Below are 21819 nucleotides of genomic sequence, written 5' to 3'. Positions count from 1 at the left end.
CCGCCTGCGGCGGCTTATGTGCGGGCCTCGTGCTGCGGCCCACCGTGGCCGTTCAATCGGTGCGCGCGACGAGTTCCGCCAGGGCTCGCCTGAGCTGTTCGGGGGGCACCGGCTTGTGCAGCAACCGCAACCCGCTGTCGTGCGCCTCGCGCAGCCGGTCGGGCCCGGTGTCGCCACTGATCAGCAGCGCCAGCAGCCCCGGGTGGTCTTCGCGAAGCTGCGCAACGGCTGCGATGCCGTTGTCGGCGTTGCCCAGGCGGTAGTCCGCCAGCACGACGTTAGGCTCGAAGGCTTTCGCCGTGGCGCGTGCCTGCGCCGTCGTCAGCGCGGTTGCCACTTCGCAGTCCCACCCCCGCAGCAGCTCGGCCTCGGCGTTGCAGATCTTCTGTTCGTCGTCCAGCACCAGCACGCGCAGGCCCTTCAGGCTCATTTCCTGGCTGGTATCCGCAGCGGGTACGGTCGGCTGGTGATCCTCCTCGCTGCGCGGGATGCGCAACGTGACGGTCGTTCCGACGTCGGGTGTCGACTCGAGCACCACGGACATTCCCAGCAGCTCGGACAGCCGGCTCACGATCGACAGCCCGAGCCCCAGGCCCTGCGTATGCCCCTGCGCGTGCCGATCGATCTGGTAGAACTCGTCGAAGACCTTGCCTTGAGCGTCCGCCGGTATGCCCACCCCGGTGTCGCTCACGGACAGCTCGAAGTGATCCGGCAAGCGCACCATGGCCAGCCGCACCCTGCCGCGCGGCGTGAACTTGATGGCGTTGTCCACGAGGTTGCGCAGCACACGCTCCAGCAGGATCGGATCGGTCAGGGCGATCTGCTCGGGCACGACGTCCAGCTCGAAGCGCAGGCCGCGCGATTCGACCGAGGCCCGGAACGACCGCCCGAGCGACTCCAGCATCCGCGACAGGTGGATGGGCCGCCGGTCGGCCAGCAGCGTGCCGGCATCCAGCTTGGAGATGTCCAGCAGTGAATTGAGCAGGGCGTTGACGTCCGAAATGGCTTCCGCAATGGCACTGGCGATGGCGGGCGTGTCTTCTGCGCGGGGGTTGCGCAGCAATGCGCCGCTTTGCATCGACAGCGCATGCATCGGCTGGCGCAGGTCGTGGCTCGCCGCCGCCAGGAAGCGCGTCTTCGCGACGCTCGCGGCGTGCGCCCGGTCGCGGGCGACCGTCAGCTGTTCGACGAGGGCTTCGTTCTCGCGCCGGATCAGGAACGACTCGTTGAAGGTCTCGCTGACCTTGTGCGTGAAACGGTACTGCAGCGAAACGAACATGCCCATCAGCACGGCCAGCGCGACGCCCAGCAGCGTGCCGCTGAAGGCCCAGACCGCGGCGAAAGGAACCATGATGCCCAGCGTGTACGCGAGGTAGACGCGCGGCAGCGTGCCGCTGATGGCCACCGCACCGGCCGCCGACGACACGGCGATGGTGGTGAGCACGGCGGAGGCGGTCTGGTCCAGCACCAGCATGAACAAGGCGGACACCCCGTAGCCTGCGCCCAGCACCAGGTTGGACACCAGCGCCCCGTGCACCTTGCGCGCGGCGGGCACGCTCATGTCGGCAACCTGCCGCGACAGCCAGGCATTGCGCAACGCAAACACCACCAGCACCACCGCCAGCCATCCCGCCACGATGGGCAGCGGCACTGCGCGCGTGGCCACGGCGGCCATCACGCTGCTGATCACCACGAACGGCCAGCGCACCGTGTGCACCTGCGCCACCATGATCCCGAAGCAGCGCAGCGTGAGCGCCTCGTTGAGGTCTTGCGCATCGTCCACGGGGCGGGTCATGGGCAGCCACCCGCGACGTGACAGCCGGCGCGGTGCCCGAAGATCATGGCGCTCGCGAGCGTCACGCCGTTGGTGGGGTACTTGCCGCCCATCACGGCCGCCATGTCGTTGCCGCAGGCGTACAGCCCGGGGATGGGCTGGCCCGAGGCGTCCAGCACGCGGGCGTGCTCGTCGGTGTGCAGCCCCGCCAGCGTGCCCAGGCTGCCCGCCTGCAACCTCACCGCGAAAAACGGCGCCCTCATCCGCCCGACGCAGGGGTTGGGCCGCGTCAGCGGATCACCCTGCGAGCGGTCGTAGGCCGTCTCGCCCCGCCCGAACTGCGGGTCGCTTGCCGGGGCTCCTGCGTTGTTGCGCTCGACCTGCTCGCGCAATGCGGTCATGGGCATCCCGCAGTGCCGGGCCAGGCCTTCTATCGTCCAGCCGGCCTTCAGGTAGCCGCTGGACAGCGAGCCCAGCGGCAGCAGGCTGAACGGCTTCACCATGCCCAGCCCGAAGCGCACCAGCGACCACCAGCCGCAAACCAGCCACGCCTGCGGGCTCTCGCCCGGCGGCGAATTGACGAGCCAGTCCTGCACGAAATCGTCATAGCCCACGGCCTCGTCGCCGAACCGGCGGCCATCGCGCTGCACGGCGATCACGCCCGGCCTGGAGCGTTCCACGAAGTGCGGATAGGTCGCCAGGCTGCCGTCCCGGCGCCGCCGCACGGACACCGGCACGAAAGCCGCGGATGCGGCCGGGGCGAACGTCGGGGCGACCCGGCCACCCACGCACTCGCCCAGCCGCAGGCCGTCGCCGGTGTTCTGCTCGGGTGCCGCCGAGCGGTGCCCGCTGTAGGCCAACTCTTGGGGAAACAGTTCGTGGATGCGTTGCATGTCGTGCGGGAAGCCGCCGCACGCCAGCACCACGGCCCGGGTCGCCTTCACCTCGCGGGTGCCGGCGGGCGTGCGCACCGTCAGGCCGTCCACGCCCGACGCGCCTCGGCTCAGCTTCACGACGGCATGGTCGGTGTACAGGTTCACTCGGTCGCCGCCCAATTCCTTCGTGCACGCCATCATCCGGGCGACCAGTGCGTTGCCGTTGACGAGCCGCATGCCGCGGCCGCGCGTGATCAGGTCGTAGACGTAGCCCAGCGAACGCCGGATCACGCGGCCCAGCCCGCGCAGTCCGCGCAGCGAGCACCAGAAACGGGATGAGGCCAGGAATGCGCTCAGGTCGGCGCCCGCCTCGATCGCCATGCCGAGGAAGGTGAACTCGGGCAGCGGGTGCCGCAGGCGCTCGATGCTGCTGCCCAGGTGCCGCCCGTCGAACGCGGGCACGCGCACCATGCGCCCGCCCAGGTGCTGGCCCGGGCTGGCGTGGAAGTCCGGCGTGTCGACGTCCTTCTCGAACTCCATCGTGCCCGGGAACCGGGAGCGGAAGAACTGCAGCATCCGCGGGCCGCTGTGCAAGAAGGCCGCCACCTTCACCTGCTGGGCGGCGAACACGGCGGGGCCGAGTTCGACCCGCAGGTAATCCAACGCTTCGCGGGGGTCGCCGGAATCATCGGTGTCGCCATGCTTGCAGGGGTCGCTGCCCTCCGCGGGCATGGCGCCGCTGCCCGGGATCCACATCCAGCCGCTGCACCAGGCCGACGTGCCACCCAGCTGCCCGTCCTTCTCGAACACCGCCACCTTCAGGCCCAGCGCCGCCGCCGTCAGCGCGGCTGACAGGCCTGCCGCACCCGAGCCGACGACCGCCACGTCGACATCGAGCGGCGGCAATTGCGCGGCGGCGTTGCCCGGCTCGCTCATAGCGGCGCCAGCGCTCCCTGCGCATTGGCCATCATCACGCGGTACATCGCCTCGGTGCGGTTGCGCACGCCCAGCGCGCGGAACGCCATCGCCAGGTGCACCTTGACCGTGCCCTCGGCAATGCCCAGCTCGCGGGCGATGACCTTGTTGGGCTTGCCGCGCAGCGCCCGCGTGAAGACCTCGCGCTGCCGCGGCGAGAACTCGGCACGCAGGAAGTCCTCGATCGCGTCGTGCGGCAGGCAGGACTCGGGGGAGGCGTCCGGGATGACTTCGAACTCCAGCAGGGGCGGCAGGAAGACTCCCGTGGTCAGCACCTGTGCCAGTGCCTCGCGGGTCTCCCGTTCGGTGGTGCTCTTGGGGATGTAGCCGGCGGCGCCGTGACTGATGGCCTCGCGTACGCGGCGGGCGTCCGTGTCGCCCGAGAAGAAGACGATGGTGGAACCTTCGAACGATTCGCGCATCTGTGCCAGCGCAGCCAGGCCGGACAGGCCGGGCAGGTGGTAGTCCAGCAGGATCAGGTCGAAGGCGCGGTCCGTGATCGTCAGCGCGGTCTCGACCGAGCGGCGGCACTCGATGAGCGGCCGTTCGCAATTCACCTGGGCAGCGGCGTACTCCAACGGGGACCGGATGCCGCTCCAGACGACTTCGTGATCATCGACGACCAACACTCTCATATGCCTCCCGTTTTCATCGAATTACAGCACCCAGGCCGGCGGCTGCCCACCTAAACCGCGGGCCTAGGCCTATCGCGTCGGCCATCGGTGCAATGGCGCAACGGCGCCGCCGCTCGCAGACTTCTTCGGCGCCTCAGGAGCTGCCTGCCCGCTCGGTCGACGACCCTGCGATCGGCAACGCGGCACAGCGGTGCGCGGTGTCGTGTACCAGGGAGCAAAACATGGAAATTGATTTTGAAACAGCAAGAGTTGGTCAGATCGTCGCCGGCCGCATGCCGATGCCGGCCGTGCGCAGCGGCGTGACGGCCCTGCCTGCCCGGTTGCTCGAGCATGTTCTCGATCACATCGACTACGGCATCGCCTGCGTCGACGACTCGGGGCGCCTGCTGCACGCCAATCACGCGGCGCGTGAATCGTGGCCGGCGGTGCATCCTGAATGCGAGCCGCTGCGCAGCGCGATCCGCGCGGCCGCAAGCCGCGGCATCCGCCGCCTGGTCGAAGCCGGCGTCGCCGGTGGGCGCTTCACGGTTGCGGTGATCCCGCTCGCCGAGTTGGCGGGTGGTGGCACCGAGGTACTGCTGGTGCTGGGCAAGCGCTCCGTCTGCGAGAGGCTGTCGTCCTATTGGTACGGCGTCGCACGCGGGCTGACCGCCGCCGAACAGGGGGTGCTGGAAGAGATCGCCGCCGGTTGCTCGCCGCGCGACATTGCCGAACGCCGCAGCGTGTCACTGGCGACCGTGCGTTCGCATATCGCCAGCCTGCGGGGAAAGACGGGCACCGACAACCTCTATGCGCTGCTGCGGGAGATGGCCCAGTTGCCGCCCATACGGTGCACGCCCATGGACGGCTCGGCAGGCTGAGCGCCAGGGCAGCCGTCAAGCCTCCTTGCACACCTGCAGCGCAAATGGCGCCCGGTTGTAGCCCCTGGGCATGGGTGCCAGCCAGTAGTGACCGGCGTTGCAGGCCAGCACCTGGTGGCCGGCGTAGCCGCGCGGCGGCGTGACGGGGTGCTCCTGGCCGTCGGCCAACGTGACGACGGTCTGCTTGCCCTTGCGCGGGCCGTTCTTGTGCAGGGGGCTGACGATGAGACGGTCCAGCGAGGCGGCGATGTCGCCATGGCTGGGCTCGCCGGCATGGAAGACGGGTGCGAGCACGCCGAGGTCCACGAAGTTGCGCGTCAGCACGCTGAGCGGCATGCCGAAGCGGTTGTAGTTCTTGCTGTAGCCGGCGGCGTAGACGAGGTAGTCCTGGCCCGTCCAGGCGCAGTCGTAGATCAGGGGCGCGGCGCTTTGCTGATCGATCTGAGACAAGCTGGCGGTCGCGCCAGGTTTGGCATCGAAGCCGGCGTAGTCGGCCCCGGCCAGCATGCGCGGGCTGCCGTCGGGCTGGGTGTGCAGCCAGCGGGCGCTCCCGGCCTCAGCGTCGATCTCCAGCAGCGCGAGGTGCCGGCCGGCGCCGCGGCCGGTGGGCGAGGCGAGCACGACGGGGATGCGCTGGCCATCGCCAAAGCCGCAATGCACGACCTCGTAGTGGCTGTCGGCGGCGTGGCTGCTGTGGGCCAGTTCGCCGAGGCCCGAGAAGTGGCCGCTGATGGCGATGCGCCGGGGTTCTGCGTGGATGCCGTCGAACAGCAGCAGGGCCTCGGGCGTGAGCAGGATGCCGAAGCGTTCGCCGAGCTGGAAGGCCTGCAGGAACACGCCGGGCTGCGGGGGCACGAGCAGGCCTTCGCCGCCGTGCGTCAGGGGCTCGGGCAGCACGCGGGTGGTGGCGCCTTCGCGCGTGAGCTCGGCCAGCCAGTAGCCGTGGGGGAAGGGCACCGTCTGGCCCGATTTGCTGCCCCAGCCGAAGACGATGGCGCGCCCGTCCTTGAAGGGCAGGATGTGGCTGGTGCCCACGCCCTGGTCGAAGGCGCCGCTGACGGCGGGGAGGGTGACTTCGAAATCGAGCTTGAGCTTGAGCATGCGCGAGGCTGGCGGGCTGCGGAGGTGGCGCGGTTTTAGCCTATCGGGTCCACGCGGAGGTAGCGCAGCCCAGGGGATTATTTGCATGTCGCGACTCTCGAGGACCCGTTCGATACATTGCCCTCTACTTCGGAACTCAGCTACCGGCTCTCGTCGCCGACCCAGGAGGCTTCAATGGACAACCCCAGCGTCACCCTGACCCAGAGGCAGGGCTACCAGTTCGAACACCGTTACGCGCCGGACATCCCGGTGCTGCTGTCCGACGAGCCCGTGCCCTTCGGCACCGGCCTCGGCCCCGACCCTGTCGAGCTGCTGGCCTCGGCCGTGGGCAACTGCCTCAGCGCCTCGCTGTGGTTTGCCTGCCAGAAATACAAGGACGACCCCTCGCCGCTGCGCACCGAGGTGAAGGCCACCGTGGGCAAGAACGAGCGCGGCCGTAGCCGGGTTCAGGGCTTGGCCGTGGACCTGCACCTGGGCAAGCCGGCCGCCGAGCTGGGCCATATCCAGCGCGTGCTCGACACCTTCGAGGACTTCTGCACCGTCACGCAGAGCGTGGCGCCGGCTGTTCCGGTGACGCTGCGGGTGCTGGACAGCACGGGCGCCGTGCTCAAGGAGTAGCGCCGTTCTCGAAGAGTTACGGACTCTCTGACACCCTCAGCTGCCTCCCTCACGCTAGGTCGACGCGCAACGTCGCTGCATCCACCTATCGCGTTGAGATGACCCGTATCACAGCGGCACCGGCCCCAGATCGTCGTCCTCTGACTTCAGCGTCACGTGTTCAAGCCGCCAGTGCATCAGCAGCCGCGCCTGGCTTACGGTGATTTCCTGCTCCGACAGTGCGAAGCAGCTCTTAAAGGTCACTAGTTCGGAGGGCAGACCGTCCTTGTCGAACAAGCGGTCCTGTGCCGCCTTGTGGACCTTTTCGACGACCTCATCGATCGCGTCTTCCGTGTCGAGCGGTTCATCGCCCGGTGGGTAGACCAGCACGATGGTCAGCTCGTAGGGCATACCTTCGGGCAGCTCTTGTTGATCGAGCCCAGCCAGGTCGAAGTAGACGAACGAGATGAGCTCGCCGTGAGCTGCAAGAATCTTGGCGAGGCGCTTATCGAAGCCCGTTGTTTCCAGACGCTTGTTGAAGGTGTCAGGAAACGCCGCTCGGTTGTAGCGAGAGCTCAGCCAGCTCCGAAGCACTGCCAACCCCGTGGGGTCGAGGGCAAAGTTCTCCCTCGGCGCCCAGGCAGCTAACTCTGACTTTGGGAGGGTGAGCTTGCGACGCCCCTGGAGTTCAACGAACGCCTGGGCACCGTCACACGCCACTGCGAGGTGCAGCGTCTTGGGCGTCTTTCCCCAGGCATAGTTGCCGTCAGGCTTCGGTATCGAGCGACCTACGATGACTTCAACATCCGGTTCGACCTCCAGATTGGCGTTTGCTACGTCGCAGTCATGGCTGACGACGATTACCAACGTGTCTTCAGGATAGGAGTAATGCGCCAGACCGAACGCCGCGGCGGCCGCCGACGGCAACGCATGGCCTTGGCGCCATGGCATATCGCGCGTCCACTCGGGGGCAGCCTGCGGCATTGATGGTCAGGCGTCCTCGCGGAATGCCGGCGTTCCCATTTCTCCGACTTGCGGTCGCCCGATGCGACCGGCGAGCAGGGTATCGAGCTTGCCGCGGGACTCGGCGGTGCGCTTTTCCATGCGGATGAGCTTGCGCGCAGCCTCGGCCCCGTCGGCACCATCGCGCACGTGCGCGAGAAGCGACTTCCCGCCAGATACTGTCTTGTCGAGCATCGCCGAGGTTGGCTTGAAGCTCTGCTCGGTGAACACGGCCGCTGCTGCAGCGAGTTGCCGCAGGCGATGCTGGTGAACTTCCTTGGGTGTCTCGCCGGCGAGCCAGTTGTACAGGGTCTGGCGCGACACGCCGAAGACCTCGGGAAGGCGGCTCATCGTGCGGCCGAATCCCAACTTGACCTCGGCCATCTTGTCCGCCCATGGGCCGGCTGAAGGCTCCTCCACGCGCTCTTCGATGGCGAACGGCTGGTAGCCGTTGCGCAGACGGTAGAACGATTCGCTGGCCAAGCCGCCAGTGCCTACGTCGCCAATCAGGAACTGAACAGGCGGACGCTCTTCCACCATCACCCGGAGATGGTGGGCAGGGACTGCTTGATAGAAGTTGGCGTACGCGTCAGCAGCGCTCGGCATCATTGGTTCCAAACTGCGAAAGCGTGTTCGGTCGCTGAGGCTCGAAATGAGTCTCCGATGACCACGTGGATAGCGTCCAACTGTTTCGCAACGACGTCCAGATTGAACTCCGACCGTTCCGTTATGGCGCCATCATTGTCGAGGATAGCGTGCCGTCCAGAGAAGGTCACCACGGGGCTCGTGTCGAATGTCATCTCACCAGGTGATAGGTCGGGAGGAAATGACAACGGTCCTTCTTGAATCACTACTCGAGACCGCAGCACGATGTTGTCGACCTGAGAGAGCGTCTCCGAGTACGACTGAATCGCCTTGCCTTTGAGGCGCGCGCTGAGTCCAAGAACTTCCGGCTGGAGATATGCCTCCAGGGTGTCATCAGCGAGCGGGACAACGCGGTCCAGGTAGCGAAGCCCCACTCGCTCAACGAATGACAGCTGGACGGCGTCATGCACCACACCCAAGCCTTGGATGAAGTTCTTGCAGAATTCTTCGAACTGGCCGTAACGGGTCGATTGCAGAGTTAGCGAGTCTTGGTCCAGGACGAACGCGTGCCTGCGGTCCACCGACCCAAACGTGAAACGCTCACGTGGTATGGGTGTCGGCGCCGACTTGCCGTCGAGGCTGAACTGCAGGACGAAGGATGTTTGGGTGCTGAAGTCCGGAAATCCGTCCTTTCGCATCTGCTCCTGGATTGCCGGGACGAACTCCTGCAACTTGAGCAGCGGATTGAATCGAACCTGGGCAAGGGTTAAGTACACCGGCGGATTTTTCAGTGGCGTGCCCATCGCTACTCCCGTGACGGCGGTTTACAGTTCGGTTGACAATATAGCGCAACTTGCTTATGCCTCTGGAGAAAACGACCGGATTTACATAGCTTCGTCGGGCTTTCGACCGCGCTTGCTGTCAGCAAGCGTCGAACACTGCGGCTGCGATGGAGCCCAGCAGCATTCCGGCCTTGGTTAAAGCTCTAGCGCAGAAACAAAAGCCCGCAGAGATGCGCCGCACCCAAAACGTCCTTGAGGGCAAGAACGGCTTAACCGGCCCCTACATCTAGCCAATTTGAAATCAATCAGAAGCTGCCGACCTCAGCGTCCTCTTCCGCCTTGCATGCGGCGTGCACAACAGCCTCGCTGAGCGCGCGAGGCCGGGTTGAGCAGCGCTACAACGTCTCGCTCGACTAGGCGGGCATCTCCAGACCCAGTTCCTTCAGGATGGCCTCACGGAGCTGATCCATCTCCGGGCTGATCAAGCGCCGTGGATGCGGCATGTCCAGCTCGAAGCGGGCCTGGATGCGCGTCGGCCGCGGTGACAACACCAAAATGCGGTCGGCCATGTAGAGGGCCTCGTCGACGTCGTGGGTGATGAGCAGCACGGTGTGCTTCTCTTCGGCCAGGATACGCAGAAGCTCATTGCGCATGCGCAGGTTCATCAGCGCATCCAGCGCCGAGAAGGGCTCGTCGAGGTACAGGATTTCGGGCTTGACGATGAAGGCCCGCGCCAGCTCCACGCGCTTGAGCATGCCGCCCGACAGCTCGTGCGGGTAGGCACCCTCGAAGCCCTTGAGGCCCACCATGGCCGCGTAGTGGTCGGCCAGCTTGACGCGCTCGGTGTCGACGCCATGCTCCTGGCCGGTCAGGCCGAACATCAGGTTCTGCTGCACGGTCAGCCAGGGGAAGACCGAGCCGTACTGCGAGATGACGATGCCCTGCGGGCTGGGGCCGGGATGGGGCTGTCCGCCGATGAGCAGGCTGCCGCCATCGGGCTTCTCGAAGCCGGCGAGGATGTTCATCAGCGTCGACTTGCCGCAGCCCGACGGGCCGACGATGGCGACGAACTCGCCTTCGGCGACCTCGAAATCCACGCCCTGGATGACGGGCAGGTTACCGCCCTTGGCGGCCTTGAAGCTCTTGGTGAGGCCGCGGACGGCGATCTTGGGCATCTTGTTATCGGACATAGCGCCACCGCACGGTCTTGAGTTTTTCCAGCAGACGGGTGAAGCCGTCCAGCAGCAGGCCGATGACGCCGATCAGGATCATGCTGGCGATGACGAGGTCGTAGCGGTTGCCGGCGTTGCGCGAGTCCATGATGAGATAGCCCAGGCCCGAGCGCAGCGCGATCATCTCGGCGGCCACGACGACCAGCCAGGCCACGCCGATGCCGATGCGCATGCCGATGATGATTTCCGGCAGCACGGCCGGGATGACGACGCGGCGGAACATCACCGAGCGCGACACGCCGAAGTTGGTGGCGGCGCGCAGGTAGCGGCGGTCAATGGTGTGCACGCCCGAGGTCGTCTGCACGATGAGCGGGAACACCGAGGAGATGAAGATCAGGAAGATGGGTGACACGTCGCCGACGCCAAACCACAGGATGGCCAGCGGGATCCACGCGATCGGCGAGATGGGCCGCAGCATCTGGAAGATCGGGTTGAAGGTGCGGTAGGCGCCACCCACCCAGCCCATCCACAGCCCCAGCGGGATGCCCACCAGCATGGCCAAGCCGAAGCCGATGCCGACGCGGAACAGCGACGACGTGATGTGCTCCCACAGCGTGCCGTCCTCGGCCAGCTCCAGCGTGCCGGTGACGACGGCCCAGGGCGTGGGGAAGATGGGGCTCTGGGTGTAGACAACGATGCCCCACCAGGCGGCGATGAGCAAGGCAATGACCGCCAGCGGCGGCAGGATGCGACTCAGGCGCAGATTCACCGACTTTCCTTCCAACGTTTCTTCCACTTTTGCAAGCGCCACTGCAGCGTCTGCCAACCGCGCTCGGGTGTCGGCGCGACGACGATGCTCATCTGCCCGCTGGCATGCGCGCTGCACGCGAAGCTGTAGCTCGACGCGACCTCGAAGGGCAGGCGAAAACTCTGCCCCGGCATGATGAGTACGGGCCCGAACTGCTGCGGTACCTCGTCGTGGTTGCGCAGCAGCAGCACGTCGTTCAGGCCCAGCGTCAGGTCGATGCGGTCCGGCAAGATCTCGACCTTGTCACCGGCCATGCGGCGGGCATAGGTGCCGGGCGGGATCTCGAAGAGTTCGTCGCGGGAAGCCAGTTCGATCGGAGCCAGCGCGGCCCAGGCCAGCGGTGCCAGCACGATGACCGGCAGGATCCAGAGCCAGCTCCTGCTCACTTCGCGGCCAGCAGCAACTTGAGGTCGTGCACGAAGTCCTTGGCCTCATGGCCGTAGGGCATCATGGCCCGCAGCTTGCCGGCGCGGTCGATCATCCAGACCGACGTGGAGTGATTCATGCCGTAGGCGTTGCCCTGCTTGGGCGCGATCTTCTCGGCCACGACGCCGTAGCGCTTGCGCATCGCGGCCAGCGTGGCGGGCGCCTCGGTGCCGCCGATGAAGCTGATGTCGAAGGCCGCGAGGTACTGGCGGATGCGCGCAATGTCGTCGCGCTCCGGGTCCACCGTCACGTAGACGACCTGCACATCGGCTGCGTCAGCGCCCAAAGATTTGCGCGCCTGGGCGAGCGTGGCCAGCGTCGTCGGGCAGACCTCGGGGCAGTTCGTGAAGCCGAACACCAGCAACACCAGCTTGCCCTTGAAGCGAGCGAGCTTCAGCTCGGCGCCGTCGCTGCCCTTGAGGGCGAACTCGGGCGCGGGCTGGGCAGGCTCGAAGACGCCGGCCTTCAGGCGCTGCGCGGTCGCCGCTAGGGCGGACAACGGCAGGGTGGCGAGCAAAAGGGCGCGGCGCTTCATATCGGAATGGGCGCCGCCTTGGCGGCCTTCACGAAGCTCTCGTCGACGTACTTCTCGTAGGCCACCGGGGTCTTGAGCGTGCCGGCCTCGATGGACAGCTGCATCAGCTCGTCGAACTCGGCGCGGATCATGCGCAGGTCGCCGTAGGTCACGCGGTCCGTCGGGTTCTCCATCACGAAGCGCAGGATGTTGGGGTCCTGGTTGAAGAACTTGCGGCCGGCCGCGATCTGGATGGCCTTTTCGCGGTTGGCGGCCTGCAGATCCAGCCAGTTGCCGGCGCCCTGCACGTGGTCGACGAGGTTCTGCACCAAGGGGCGGTTGTCCTTGATCAGCTCCTCGCGCACGGTCAGCACGCAGCAGATGTAGTTGCGCCACTCGTCGCGCGTCATGCGCAGCGGCCTGGCGTAGCCGGCGCGCTGGGCCGAGGCACCGAAGGGCTCGCCGGTGCAATAGGCGTCCACGGCCTTGGCGAACAGGGCCGCCGGCATGTCGGGCGGCGGCATCTCGACGATCTTGATGTCCTTGGGTGTCATGCCTTCCTGGGCCAGCATCTTGCGCAGGAACAGGAAGTCCACCGCGAAGCGGCTCGGGATGGCGATGCGCTTGCCCGTCAGGTCCTTGAACTTCTTGTGGGGCGAATCGGTGCTCACCATGATGACGGCGCCCGAGCGATGGCCCAGCGAGACGATCTTGACGGGGATCTTCTTGTCCGCCAGGTCCATGACCAGCGGCGCCAGCATGTAGGCCGCCTGGATGCGGCCCGTCATCAACGATTCCTTGATCTCGGGCCAGCCGTTGTACTTGCTGTACTCGAACTCGAACGCCTTGCTGCCCGATGCCTTGTTGGAGGCCATGCGCGCCGTGCAGGCGATGGGCAGCGTCAGATTGCAGGTGACCGGCAGGCCGCCGACGATGAGCGGGTCGGGCGCGGCGGCCACGGGAAGGCCGAGCACCGGCAGCGTGGACGCCAGTGCGCCACGCAGCAGTTGCCGGCGGTCAAAGCCGGCCGACGAGGATTCAAGAGGTTCGGAAGTCATGACGTGGGTCAGCCACTGTGCCTGCTGCGGATGGGCTGTCTATCCGTGCACGCCGAATTGTGCCTATGTACCTACATGTCCTGAGCAGTTCCGGGCCTCGGATGAAAAACGCCGGCACAAGCCGGCGTTCCGTCGTTCGGCATGGACTCGCACTGGAGGCGAGTCCTGCTTGCCGCTTTTACGGGTACAGGCCGCGCTCTTCGCGCGCCTGCAGCACCCGCGTGCAGGCCACCGTGAAGGCGGCCGTGCGCAGCGTGACCTTGTGCAGCTCGCTGGTTTCCCAGATGTGCTTGAACGCGCCGATCATGATCTTGTCCAGGCGCACGTTGATCTCGTCCTCGGTCCAGAAGAAGGACGAGAAGTCCTGCACCCACTCGAAGTAGGACACCGTCACGCCGCCGGCGTTGGCGATCACGTCCGGCACGACGACGATGCCGCGGTCGGCCAGCACGGCTTCGCCGTCGGGCGTCGTCGGGCCGTTGGCGCCTTCCAGCACGAGGCGGGTGCGGATGCGCTTGGCGCGCTCGGCGGTGATCTGGCCTTCCAGTGCGGCCGGGATCAGCACGTCGCTGGCCACGTCCCAGAAGTTCTCGTCGTCGATCCTGTCGGCGCCGGCAAAGCCCGCCACACCCTTGTAGGTGGCCACGTGCTCCAGCAGGCTCGTCATGTCGAAGCCGTTCTCGTTCAGGATGGTGCCGGTGTGGTCCTGCACGCAGACGATCTTGGCGCCGTTGGCGGCGAACAGCTTGGCGGCGATGGAGCCGACATTGCCGAAGCCCTGCACCGCGACGCGGGCGCCGTCCAGCGGCTGGCCCAGGCGGCGCATCGCTTCACGGCCGACGACAAACACACCACGGCCCGTGGCGGCCACGCGGCCGAGCGAGCCACCCAGCTCGATGGGCTTGCCGGTGACGACGCCGGTCGCGGTGGCGCCGGTGTTCATCGAGTAGGTGTCCATCATCCAGGCCATGATCTGGCCGTTGGTGTTGACGTCCGGTGCCGGGATGTCCTGCTGCGGGCCGATGATGATGCCGATCTCGCTGGTGTAGCGGCGCGTCATCTTCTCCAGCTCTTTCAGGCTGAGCAGCTTGGGGTCGACACGGATGCCGCCCTTGGCGCCGCCGTAGGGCAGGTTGACGGCGGCGTTCTTGATCGTCATCCAGGCCGACAGGGCCATCACTTCTTCCAGCGTCACGTCCGGGTGGTAGCGCACGCCGCCCTTGCCCGGGCCGCGCGTCAGGCTGTGCTGCACGCGGTAGCCCTCGAAGTGGGCGATGCTGCCGTTGTCCAGCTCGATGGGGATGTCCACGATCAGCGCGCGCTTGGGGCGGCGCAGCGTTTCGACCCAGCGGGCCAGGTTGCCGAGGTAGGGTTCCACGGCGTCGATCTGCGACAGATAGGTGCCCCACGGGCTGTTGCGCGTGGGCGAGACAAAGGACAGGTTGGGCACGAAACGCTCCGTAACTTTGAGTGGGGCGAACGGTAGCGCGAAGGTTTGGTGGCCCGCCAGAACTTGTCTAGCCAAGTGCGTATGCGCCCATGCATGCAATGCATAGCTGGCGGTTTTCAGCGGCGTCGGTGTGCCAATCCGCACAGTCCGAGGGCCAGAAGCAGGCCCGTTGCAGGCTCCGGTACGGCGGTGGTCACCCAGCCCAGCACCTGGACGTCTGCGGCGTCAGCGGCCAGCGTGGCATCCAGCCAGGAACGGTAGCTGGACAGCTGCACATAGCCTGAGCGCGGGTTGATATCGTTGTCGTTGGCGTCCTTGTCGGTGATGTAGGCCGACGCGATGCCCCACAGCGGCGCACCGCTTGCCAAGCTGGTGACATGACCCATGAAGAGCCCGCCGCCGCTGTCGCCGCCCTGGACATAGGGTGTCGTGTAGCCGTCCGTGTAGACGACCAGCCAATTGGCCGATACGTCCGTCAGTGGCCCGGTGTCGTCGGGGTCCACCAGCGGCCAGAACTCCCGTACCTGGCTGAAACCATAGCCCCGCGGAACCTGGTTCAGCCCCGTCGTCAGCGTCGCGTCCAGGGCGTAGCTGCCGCCGGCTGCCAGCAGGTCGGCCACCAGGTTGAGCGACGGCGCCGCGATGGGCGTGTCCAGCCTCAGCAGCGTCAGGTCGTCCAGCGGGAAGGCACCCGAGGCCGCGTCATAGCGCGCCGCGATGGTGGCGCTGCCGTAACCGTTGCTGAAGGTGTCGCCGACGCCCAGGCCCACGTGCCGCGCGGTGATGACCCAGTTGGGCAGCACCTGCACGCCGTTGGAAACCTGGCCGAATTCGGTCGTGGCTGTGCCGCCGACGATGGCCGAGGCCGGCACCACCGCCAAGGCGCAGAACGCGGCGGCAAAAGACGCAGCCCAAGGGCGGATCGTACGGATCATGGAGGGTCTCCCAATCGAGGCACTTGCAGTGTGTCTCGGCGGCGTGGCGGCCGTCTACTATCCCGCCGGTGACCTCCCTAGACCTTGCCCTGCTCTATCTCGTAGCCGCCGTGCTGGGGGTGGTGGTCTGTCGTTCGCTGAAGCTGCCGCCCATGCTGGGCTACCTGGCCGTCGGCGTGCTGATCGGCCCGAATGCGCTGGCCTTCGCGCACGACTCGGCCAGCATCCAGTACCTGGCCGAGTTCGGCGTCGTCTTCCTGATGTTCGCCATCGGGCTGGAGTTCAACCTGCCCAAGCTGCGCGCGCTGAGGACGGCCGTGTTCGGCCTCGGCATGTCGCAGGTGTTGCTGACCATTGGCGGCTCGCTGGTGGGCAATCTGCTGCTGACCACCGGCTTTGCACTGCTGGGCCGAGCCTGGGACCTGAGCTGGGAAGGTGCGCTGGTGCTGGGCGCGGCCATGGCGATGAGCTCGACGGCCATCGTCGTCAAGCTGATGGCCGAGCGGCTGGAGCTGGAGAGCCCGCACGGCAAGCTCGTCATGGGCGTGCTGCTGTTCCAGGATCTGGCCGTGGTGCCGCTGCTGGTGCTCATCCCCGCGCTGAACAGCAGCGGCGGCGAGATGGCCGAGGCGCTGGCCTGGGCCGGGCTGAAGGCGGCCGTGCTGCTGGGCCTGCTGCTGTACGGCGGCCAGAAGGTCATGCGCTGGTGGCTCACGCTGGTGGCGCGGCGCAAGAGCGACGAGCTCTTCATGCTCAACCTGCTGCTCGTCACGCTGGGCCTGGCCTGGCTGACGGAGCACGCCGGCCTGAGCCTGGCGCTGGGCGCGTTCGTGGCCGGCATGCTGATCGCCGAGACCGAATACAAGCACCAGGTGGAGACCGACATCCGGCCCTTCCACGATGTGCTGCTCGGCCTGTTCTTCATCACCATCGGCATGAAGCTGGACTGGCGGCCGCTGGTGGACACCTGGTGGCTGGTCATCATGCTGACGGCGCTGCCGGTGGTCGCCAAGTTCGCGCTCATCGCCGGCCTGGCGCGCCTGTTCAAGTCGCCGCCCGGCGTGGCCCTGCGCACGGGCCTGTACCTCGCGCAGGCCGGCGAGTTCGGCTTCGTGCTGCTGACGCTCGGCGCCCAGCACAAGCTCATCGCCGCGCAGTGGGTCAGCCCGGTGCTGGCGAGCATGGTGCTGTCCATGCTGGTGACGCCCATCATCGTCATGTACAGCAACCGGATCGTCATGAAGCTGTCCAGCAGCGACTGGCTGATGCAGTCCGTGCAGCTGACCAGCATCGCCAAGAAGTCCATCAAGACCGAGGCCCACGTCATCATCTGCGGCTACGGCCGCTCGGGCCAGAACCTCGCGCGCCTGCTGGACGGCGAGCACATCCCCTACATGGCGCTGGATCTGGACCCCGACCGCGTGCGCCAGGCCGCGGCGGCCGGCCAGAGCGTCGTCTTCGGCGACGCGGCCAAGGTGCAGAGCCTGATGGCCGCGGGCCTGGCGCGCGCCAGTGCCGTCGTCGTCAGTTATCACGACACGCCGTCGGCGTTGAAGATCCTGCACCTCGTGCAGGCGCACGCACCGCAGGTGCCGGTGGTGGTGCGCACCATCGACGACAGCGACCTGGAGAAGCTCAAGGCCGCCGGTGCCACCGAGGTGGTGCCCGAGGCCATCGAGGGCTCGCTGATGCTGGCCTCGCACGCGCTGGCGTTGGTGGGCGTGCCGATGCGCCGCGTCATCCGCATCACGCGTGACGCCCGCGACAAGCGCTACGGCCTGCTGCGCGGCTACTTCCACGGCGCCGACGACGACACCTCGGACGAGATCGACCAGGCCCGCCTGGCCTCTGTCACGCTGCCCACCGCCAGCGCGCTGGCCGGCCACCCGCTGGACGACCTCGCGCTGCAAGCCATGGGTGTCGCCGTGGTGTCACTGCGGCGCGCCAATGGCAAGGCGGTGCTGGTCGATGGCCAGGCAGCCCTGGCCGGTGGCGACACGCTGGTCATCAGTGGCATGCCGGCCGCGCTGGCATTGGCCGAAGCCAAGCTTCTGGCCTGAGAGGCTGAGAGCCTTTCGGGCACGACCGAAAAGCCCTCAGCCTCTGATGCCACCTGCGCGACAAGCGCTGCGGCCTGGCTGCGCCAAACTGGCGGCACCCCAATCGAAAGCTGCGCCATGAACTTCGACTACAGCCCCAAGGTCCAGCAGATGCGCGAACGCCTGCTGGCGTTCTTCGACGAGCACATCTACCCGAACGAGCGCCGCTATCTCGAAGAGGTCGAGGCCAACCGCCGCGCCGGCAACGTCTGGGTGGCCACCAAGGTCATCGAGGAACTCAAGCCCAAGGCGCGCGCCGCCGGGCTGTGGAACCTCTTCCTGCCCAAGTCCAGCCGTGCGCCCGAGGGCTTGTCCAACCTCGAGTACGCGCCGCTGTGCGAGATCATGGGCCGCGTGTTCTGGGCGCCCGAAGTCTTCAACTGCTCGGCGCCCGACACCGGCAACATGGAGACGCTGGAGCGCTATGCCTCCGAGGCGCTGAAGGACAAGTGGCTGGAGCCGCTGCTGCGCGGCGAGATCCGCTCGGCCTTCCTGATGACCGAGCCCGCCGTGGCGTCGAGCGACGCGACCAACATCGAATGCCGCATCGAGCGCGACGGTGACGACTACGTCATCAACGGCCGCAAGTGGTGGAGCTCCGGTGCCGGCGACCCGCGCTGCGCCGTCTACATCGTCATGGGCAAGACCAACCTGGAGGCCGGCCGCCACGAGCAGCAGTCCATGATCGTCGTGCCGGCCGATGCGCCCGGCATCACCGTCATCCGCCCGCTGTCCGTGTTCGGCTACGACGACGCGCCCCACGGCCACATGGAGGTCGAGCTGAAGAACGTGCGCGTGCCCGCCAGCAGCATCCTGCTCGGCGAGGGTCGTGGCTTCGAGATCGCGCAGGGTCGCCTTGGCCCCGGCCGTATCCACCACTGCATGCGCAGCATCGGTGCGGCCGAGCGCGCGCTGCAGCTGATGTGCGAACGCGCCATTGCGCGCACCGCCTTCGGCAAGACGATTGCGCAGCAGACCGTCACGCAGGAGCGCATCGCCGAGTCGCGCTGCATGATCGAGCAGGCGCGCCTGTTGACGCTGCGGGCCGCCTACATGATGGACACGGTGGGTAACAAGGTCGCCAAGGCCGAGATCGCGATGATCAAGATCGTCGCGCCCAACATGGCCTTGCAGGTCATCGACTGGGCCATCCAGGTGTTCGGCGGCGCGGGCGTCTCGCAGGACACGCCGCTGGCCATGATGTGGGCCCACCAGCGCACGCTGCGTCTGGCCGACGGCCCGGACGAGGTGCACCGCAACTCGCTGGCCAAGCTGGAGCTGGCCAGCCACATGAAGCTGCCAACCGACAAGATGCAGATGCCGGTGACGCGCGGGGCCTGAAACAGGAGCCCCTCGCCCGTGCATGCCTCGCTGAATGCGGGCATGCCCGGTCGATCCCCCGAGGGGACGGCGATGCTCGCGGCATCGAGCCGCAAGCACATCGCCCCAGGCGGGCCGGCTTGGGAGCGGCCCGGCGCTCGGCCCGCAAGCTCAGCTGCGCGCTGTCGCCAGGACGAAGTCCGGGTGGATGTCGCGCTGGCCGTGGCGCGGGAAGGCGATGCGCACGGCGTCGGCGCTGCAGGCCTGCACCTCGCCCCAGCCAAAGCGGCGTACGCGCACGCGCTGGCCGGGCTCGAAGGCCGGCGCCGGCGAGGGTGATGCGGCGGCTTGCGGCTCGGCGGGCGTTTCGCGTTCGGTAGCCAGCAGGCGCTGGAAGCGAATGCAGCTGTCGCAGTGGCCGCAGCGCGCGGCACCGTCGTCCAGCGCCTCGCCGAAATGTGCCAGCACGCCGGCCCAGCGGCAGTTGCCGCCCTTGGCATAAAGCACCATGGCCGCCAGGCCGTCGCGGTCGTTGCGCTGGCGCTGCTGCGCCGCGGCCTCGGCCGCATCGATGACGGCATCGGCCCCGCGCCGCGTCGAGGCGCGCAGCCCACCGGCCTCGCTGCCCCGGAGTGCGCGCACCGAGCGCAGCGCGGCCAGCACCTGCTCCAGCCGGCGCTGGGGCAGCCTCGCCATCTCGGCCAGCGCCGCCGGCAGCCAGCCGCGCTGCGGCGTGTGGCTGGCCAGCGCACGCCAGACCGTGCTCAGTTCCTCGCGGCTCGGGATCTGGCCACTGGTGAAAAACTGCTGCAGCGCGCGGTCGCCCTCGCGAAACAGCAGCACGCAATCCGCCGCCTCGCCGTCGCGGCCCGCGCGGCCGAACTCCTGCACATAGGCCTCGATGGAGGCGGGCATCTGCGCGTGCAGTACGAGGCGGATGCCGGGCTTGTCGATGCCCATGCCGAAGGCATTCGTCGCGACCATGATGCGGCTCTCGTCCGCCATGAAGGCCTCCTGCGCGGCTGCGCGAGCCTTGGCCGGCAGCTTGCCGTGGTACAGCCCGGCGGGTAGATCGGCGTCGCGCAGCTGGCGCTGCAGGGCGGTCGCCTCGCGCACGGTGGCGCAGTAGACGATGGCGCTGCCTTCGCAGGCCTGCAGCCGGCGCAGGATGAAGGCACGCCTTTCATCTTCCGTCTGCGGCAGCTCGACGGCCAGGCGCAGGTTCGGCCGGTAGACGCCGTGGCAGAGCACGCCGTCGCGCGGGATGCCCAGGGCCTCGGCGATCTCGCGCTGCACGGGCACCGAGGCGGTGGCCGTCAGCGCCAGCACGGGCGGGCGGCCGAGCGCGCGGCGGGCGTCGCGCAGGGCGCTGAAGGCGGGCCGGAAGTCGTGGCCCCACTGGGCGATGCAGTGCGCCTCGTCCACGACCAGCAGGCCCACGCGCTGCTCCTGCAGCAGGCCCTGCGTGCGGGCGTCGGCCAGGCGCTCGGGTGTGGTGAACAGCACACGCACGGCGCCACGTATCAGCAGCGCCTCGGTCTCCAGCCGGGTGTTGGCGTCCAGCCCGGAATGCAGCTGGCGCGCGGCCACGCCGAGGGCACTCAGCGCGTCGCATTGGTCCTTCATCAGCGCAATCAGTGGCGAGATGACGACGGTGAGCGCGCCGCTCAACACGGCCGGCAGCTGGTAGCACAGCGACTTGCCGGCGCCCGTGGGCATGACGGCCAGCGTGTTCTGCCTGGCCAGCACACGTGCGATGACCTCGCCCTGGCCGGGGCGCAGCGCCTGCAGGCCGAACACCCGCTTCAGGGTGGTGCGCAGCTTGGCCGGCGGGATCGGCTCGTTCAGGGGTTCGCGCGGTGGCAGCTTCTCGGGCGGCGGGGCGGGGCTGGGTGAGTCTTCACGCGGCCCCAGGCGGTTCGGCAAGGTCACCGCTGCGCTCATGCCGGCACTCCGCGGCGGCAGGCGAGCACGCCTGTCACGCGGTTGAGCACCTCGGGCGCCCAGCCCATGCCCATGTGGCTGGCCTGCACCTCGATGTCGCGCGCCAGCGGCCAGCGGCGCGCATGCGTGCAGGCCTCCCAGGAGACGACGCCGTCGCGGCGGCTGTACAGCGAGATCGTCGGCACCGGCGGCGGCTCGGCCAGGCGCTCGCGCAGCGCGGCCTCGTTGGGCGCGTGCCGGCCATTGAGCAGGCGGAACAGCCAGCCGACGTTGGTGTCGTCGACGCTGCCGTTGAAGGGCGTGCCGATGGTGACGACGTGGTGCACGCGGTCCTGCCAGCGCTTGGCCAGTTCTCGGGCATAGAAGCCGCCCAGGCTCCAGCCGACGAAGCTCACCTCGCGTGCCGGGGCAACGCGCGAATGCAGCGCGTCGGCCAGCTTGTCCAGCCAGGCATCGACATCACCGCGCGGCCCGGTGTTCATGCCCTGGCCCCAGTCCATCGCCCGAAAGCCCGAGCGCTCCAGGTGGCGGCGCAGCGGCCACAGCGTCAGGCCATCGGTGCCCAGGCCGGGGAAGAGCACCACCGTGTGGTCCCGCCCGACCTGCTCGGGCTTCTTGCGCCAATGCCCGAGGGCCTGCACGGCCTCCAGCGTCGCACGCAGGGGCTCCGAGGCCAGCAGCGACAGGGCAGGCCGCCGGCTGGGCGCGGCGGCGGGCGTGGGTGTCAAGGTGACGGCGGGCGTGGAGGTGGTCATGGTTGTGAGCGGCGGAGCCGGGTTCATTCCGTGGCCCGATGCTGGCGCGCTGTGACCCCGCGCCGTGCCAGTGCGACGGCTGAGCCGCTGTAGGACAAAGCACAGACGCGGTGGCTTCCTACGCGGCCGGCAGCGCGGCAGCGGGCACACTG

At 67.8% G+C, this 21819-nt stretch carries 20 protein-coding genes; 4 read left to right on the top strand and 16 right to left on the bottom strand.

Annotated elements, in window-relative coordinates; genetic code table 11:
• Nucleotides 1–52 precede the first annotated feature (52 nt).
• From AC07V5_RS03620 to AC07V5_RS03610, 3 genes are read right to left on the bottom strand one after another with little or no spacing between them, the layout of a single operon-like run.
• A complete protein-coding gene (locus AC07V5_RS03620; RefSeq protein ID WP_495114213.1) occupies nucleotides 53–1795 on the bottom strand; it encodes a hybrid sensor histidine kinase/response regulator in 1743 nt (580 codons plus the stop codon).
• On the bottom strand, nucleotides 1792–3585 hold the full coding sequence (locus AC07V5_RS03615; RefSeq protein ID WP_495114212.1) for an FAD-dependent oxidoreductase: 1794 nt from the start codon (nucleotides 3583–3585) through the stop codon (nucleotides 1792–1794). The genes AC07V5_RS03620 and AC07V5_RS03615 overlap by 4 nt, the downstream gene beginning before the upstream one ends.
• On the bottom strand, nucleotides 3582–4259 hold the full coding sequence (locus tag AC07V5_RS03610; protein ID WP_495114211.1) for a response regulator: 678 nt from the start codon (nucleotides 4257–4259) through the stop codon (nucleotides 3582–3584). Before AC07V5_RS03610 ends, AC07V5_RS03615 begins: the two co-directional genes overlap by 4 nt.
• 221 nt (nucleotides 4260–4480) lie before the next feature.
• Between AC07V5_RS03610 and AC07V5_RS03605 the strand changes: the two genes are divergently transcribed.
• A complete protein-coding gene (locus tag AC07V5_RS03605; protein WP_495114210.1) occupies nucleotides 4481–5119 on the top strand; it encodes a helix-turn-helix transcriptional regulator in 639 nt (212 codons plus the stop codon).
• A 15-nt stretch (nucleotides 5120–5134) separates the two neighbouring features.
• On the opposite strand, the gene AC07V5_RS03600 is transcribed toward AC07V5_RS03605, so the two are convergent.
• Nucleotides 5135–6220 carry a hypothetical protein gene (locus AC07V5_RS03600; RefSeq protein ID WP_495114209.1) on the bottom strand — a complete coding sequence of 362 codons (1086 nt, stop codon included), beginning with the start codon at nucleotides 6218–6220 and terminating at the stop codon, nucleotides 5135–5137.
• 174 nt (nucleotides 6221–6394) lie between these two features.
• Here AC07V5_RS03600 and AC07V5_RS03595 point away from each other — a divergent pair, with 174 nt between their 5' ends.
• A complete protein-coding gene (locus AC07V5_RS03595; RefSeq protein WP_495114208.1) occupies nucleotides 6395–6838 on the top strand; it encodes an OsmC family protein in 444 nt (147 codons plus the stop codon).
• A 108-nt stretch (nucleotides 6839–6946) separates the two neighbouring features.
• On the opposite strand, the gene AC07V5_RS03590 is transcribed toward AC07V5_RS03595, so the two are convergent.
• The 10 genes from AC07V5_RS03590 to AC07V5_RS03545 form a co-directional block, all read right to left on the bottom strand.
• Nucleotides 6947–7768, bottom strand: a complete 822-nt coding sequence (locus AC07V5_RS03590; RefSeq protein WP_495114207.1) for a hypothetical protein — start codon at nucleotides 7766–7768, stop codon at nucleotides 6947–6949.
• A gap of 39 nt (nucleotides 7769–7807) precedes the next feature.
• The gene (locus tag AC07V5_RS03585) at nucleotides 7808–8425 is read right to left on the bottom strand and encodes a hypothetical protein (protein WP_495114206.1); all 618 of its coding nucleotides are present in this window, start codon (nucleotides 8423–8425) and stop codon (nucleotides 7808–7810) included.
• Nucleotides 8425–9207, bottom strand: coding sequence for a TIGR04255 family protein (locus tag AC07V5_RS03580; protein WP_495114205.1), 783 nt, complete (start codon nucleotides 9205–9207; stop codon nucleotides 8425–8427). The genes AC07V5_RS03585 and AC07V5_RS03580 overlap by 1 nt, the downstream gene beginning before the upstream one ends.
• A 392-nt stretch (nucleotides 9208–9599) precedes the next feature.
• Nucleotides 9600–10376 (bottom strand): ABC transporter ATP-binding protein, encoded by a 777-nt coding sequence (locus AC07V5_RS03575; RefSeq protein ID WP_495114204.1) that lies wholly within the window; start codon nucleotides 10374–10376, stop codon nucleotides 9600–9602.
• Nucleotides 10366–11127: an ABC transporter permease gene (locus tag AC07V5_RS03570; RefSeq protein WP_495114203.1), complete on the bottom strand. Its 762-nt coding sequence runs from the start codon at nucleotides 11125–11127 to the stop codon at nucleotides 10366–10368. Before AC07V5_RS03570 ends, AC07V5_RS03575 begins: the two co-directional genes overlap by 11 nt.
• Nucleotides 11124–11552 (bottom strand): cupredoxin domain-containing protein, encoded by a 429-nt coding sequence (locus tag AC07V5_RS03565; RefSeq protein ID WP_495114202.1) that lies wholly within the window; start codon nucleotides 11550–11552, stop codon nucleotides 11124–11126. The genes AC07V5_RS03570 and AC07V5_RS03565 overlap by 4 nt, the downstream gene beginning before the upstream one ends.
• On the bottom strand, nucleotides 11549–12127 hold the full coding sequence (locus AC07V5_RS03560; protein ID WP_495114201.1) for an SCO family protein: 579 nt from the start codon (nucleotides 12125–12127) through the stop codon (nucleotides 11549–11551). The genes AC07V5_RS03565 and AC07V5_RS03560 overlap by 4 nt, the downstream gene beginning before the upstream one ends.
• Nucleotides 12124–13164 carry an ABC transporter substrate-binding protein gene (locus AC07V5_RS03555; protein WP_495114200.1) on the bottom strand — a complete coding sequence of 347 codons (1041 nt, stop codon included), beginning with the start codon at nucleotides 13162–13164 and terminating at the stop codon, nucleotides 12124–12126. The genes AC07V5_RS03560 and AC07V5_RS03555 overlap by 4 nt, the downstream gene beginning before the upstream one ends.
• A gap of 178 nt (nucleotides 13165–13342) precedes the next feature.
• The gene (locus AC07V5_RS03550; RefSeq protein ID WP_495114199.1) at nucleotides 13343–14614 is read right to left on the bottom strand and encodes a Glu/Leu/Phe/Val family dehydrogenase; all 1272 of its coding nucleotides are present in this window, start codon (nucleotides 14612–14614) and stop codon (nucleotides 13343–13345) included.
• A gap of 116 nt (nucleotides 14615–14730) precedes the next feature.
• Nucleotides 14731–15549 carry a PEP-CTERM sorting domain-containing protein gene (locus AC07V5_RS03545; RefSeq protein WP_495114198.1) on the bottom strand — a complete coding sequence of 273 codons (819 nt, stop codon included), beginning with the start codon at nucleotides 15547–15549 and terminating at the stop codon, nucleotides 14731–14733.
• Nucleotides 15550–15617: 68 nt separating this feature from the next.
• On the opposite strand from AC07V5_RS03545, the gene AC07V5_RS03540 reads away from it, so the two are divergent.
• On the top strand, nucleotides 15618–17609 hold the full coding sequence (locus AC07V5_RS03540) for a cation:proton antiporter domain-containing protein (protein WP_495114197.1): 1992 nt from the start codon (nucleotides 15618–15620) through the stop codon (nucleotides 17607–17609).
• Nucleotides 17610–17726: 117 nt separating this feature from the next.
• Complete coding sequence (locus AC07V5_RS03535) at nucleotides 17727–18989, top strand: acyl-CoA dehydrogenase family protein (protein WP_495114196.1); 1263 nt, start codon at nucleotides 17727–17729, stop codon at nucleotides 18987–18989.
• Nucleotides 18990–19139: 150 nt separating this feature from the next.
• Here AC07V5_RS03535 and AC07V5_RS03530 read toward each other — a convergent pair whose 3' ends face one another.
• Nucleotides 19140–20912: a RecQ family ATP-dependent DNA helicase gene (locus tag AC07V5_RS03530; RefSeq protein ID WP_495114195.1), complete on the bottom strand. Its 1773-nt coding sequence runs from the start codon at nucleotides 20910–20912 to the stop codon at nucleotides 19140–19142.
• Nucleotides 20909–21667: an esterase/lipase family protein gene (locus AC07V5_RS03525; protein ID WP_495114194.1), complete on the bottom strand. Its 759-nt coding sequence runs from the start codon at nucleotides 21665–21667 to the stop codon at nucleotides 20909–20911. The genes AC07V5_RS03530 and AC07V5_RS03525 overlap by 4 nt, the downstream gene beginning before the upstream one ends.
• Nucleotides 21668–21819: the final 152 nt, after the last annotated feature.

This window comes from Roseateles sp. GW821-FHT02E12, from assembly GCF_059421665.1.
Note: the sequence above shows the minus strand (reverse complement) of the source record. Positions and strands in the feature narration are given on the sequence as shown.

Excerpts from the sequence above, each read along its gene's own strand:
- AC07V5_RS03620 (WP_495114213.1), bottom strand. The coding sequence starts at position 1,795 with ATGACCCGCCCCGTGGACGATGCGCAAGACCTCAACGAGGCGCTCACG.
- AC07V5_RS03600 (WP_495114209.1), bottom strand. The coding sequence starts at position 6,220 with ATGCTCAAGCTCAAGCTCGATTTCGAAGTCACCCTCCCCGCCGTCAGC.
- AC07V5_RS03575 (WP_495114204.1), bottom strand. The coding sequence starts at position 10,376 with ATGTCCGATAACAAGATGCCCAAGATCGCCGTCCGCGGCCTCACCAAG.
- AC07V5_RS03580 (WP_495114205.1), bottom strand. The coding sequence starts at position 9,207 with ATGGGCACGCCACTGAAAAATCCGCCGGTGTACTTAACCCTTGCCCAG.
- AC07V5_RS03610 (WP_495114211.1), bottom strand. The coding sequence starts at position 4,259 with ATGAGAGTGTTGGTCGTCGATGATCACGAAGTCGTCTGGAGCGGCATC.
- AC07V5_RS03555 (WP_495114200.1), bottom strand. The coding sequence starts at position 13,164 with ATGACTTCCGAACCTCTTGAATCCTCGTCGGCCGGCTTTGACCGCCGG.
- AC07V5_RS03535 (WP_495114196.1), top strand. The coding sequence starts at position 17,727 with ATGAACTTCGACTACAGCCCCAAGGTCCAGCAGATGCGCGAACGCCTG.
- AC07V5_RS03530 (WP_495114195.1), bottom strand. The coding sequence starts at position 20,912 with ATGAGCGCAGCGGTGACCTTGCCGAACCGCCTGGGGCCGCGTGAAGAC.
- AC07V5_RS03525 (WP_495114194.1), bottom strand. The coding sequence starts at position 21,667 with ATGACCACCTCCACGCCCGCCGTCACCTTGACACCCACGCCCGCCGCC.
- AC07V5_RS03560 (WP_495114201.1), bottom strand. The coding sequence starts at position 12,127 with ATGAAGCGCCGCGCCCTTTTGCTCGCCACCCTGCCGTTGTCCGCCCTA.
- AC07V5_RS03545 (WP_495114198.1), bottom strand. The coding sequence starts at position 15,549 with ATGATCCGTACGATCCGCCCTTGGGCTGCGTCTTTTGCCGCCGCGTTC.
- AC07V5_RS03585 (WP_495114206.1), bottom strand. The coding sequence starts at position 8,425 with ATGCCGAGCGCTGCTGACGCGTACGCCAACTTCTATCAAGCAGTCCCT.
- AC07V5_RS03590 (WP_495114207.1), bottom strand. The coding sequence starts at position 7,768 with ATGCCATGGCGCCAAGGCCATGCGTTGCCGTCGGCGGCCGCCGCGGCG.
- AC07V5_RS03615 (WP_495114212.1), bottom strand. The coding sequence starts at position 3,585 with ATGAGCGAGCCGGGCAACGCCGCCGCGCAATTGCCGCCGCTCGATGTC.
- AC07V5_RS03605 (WP_495114210.1), top strand. The coding sequence starts at position 4,481 with ATGGAAATTGATTTTGAAACAGCAAGAGTTGGTCAGATCGTCGCCGGC.
- AC07V5_RS03595 (WP_495114208.1), top strand. The coding sequence starts at position 6,395 with ATGGACAACCCCAGCGTCACCCTGACCCAGAGGCAGGGCTACCAGTTC.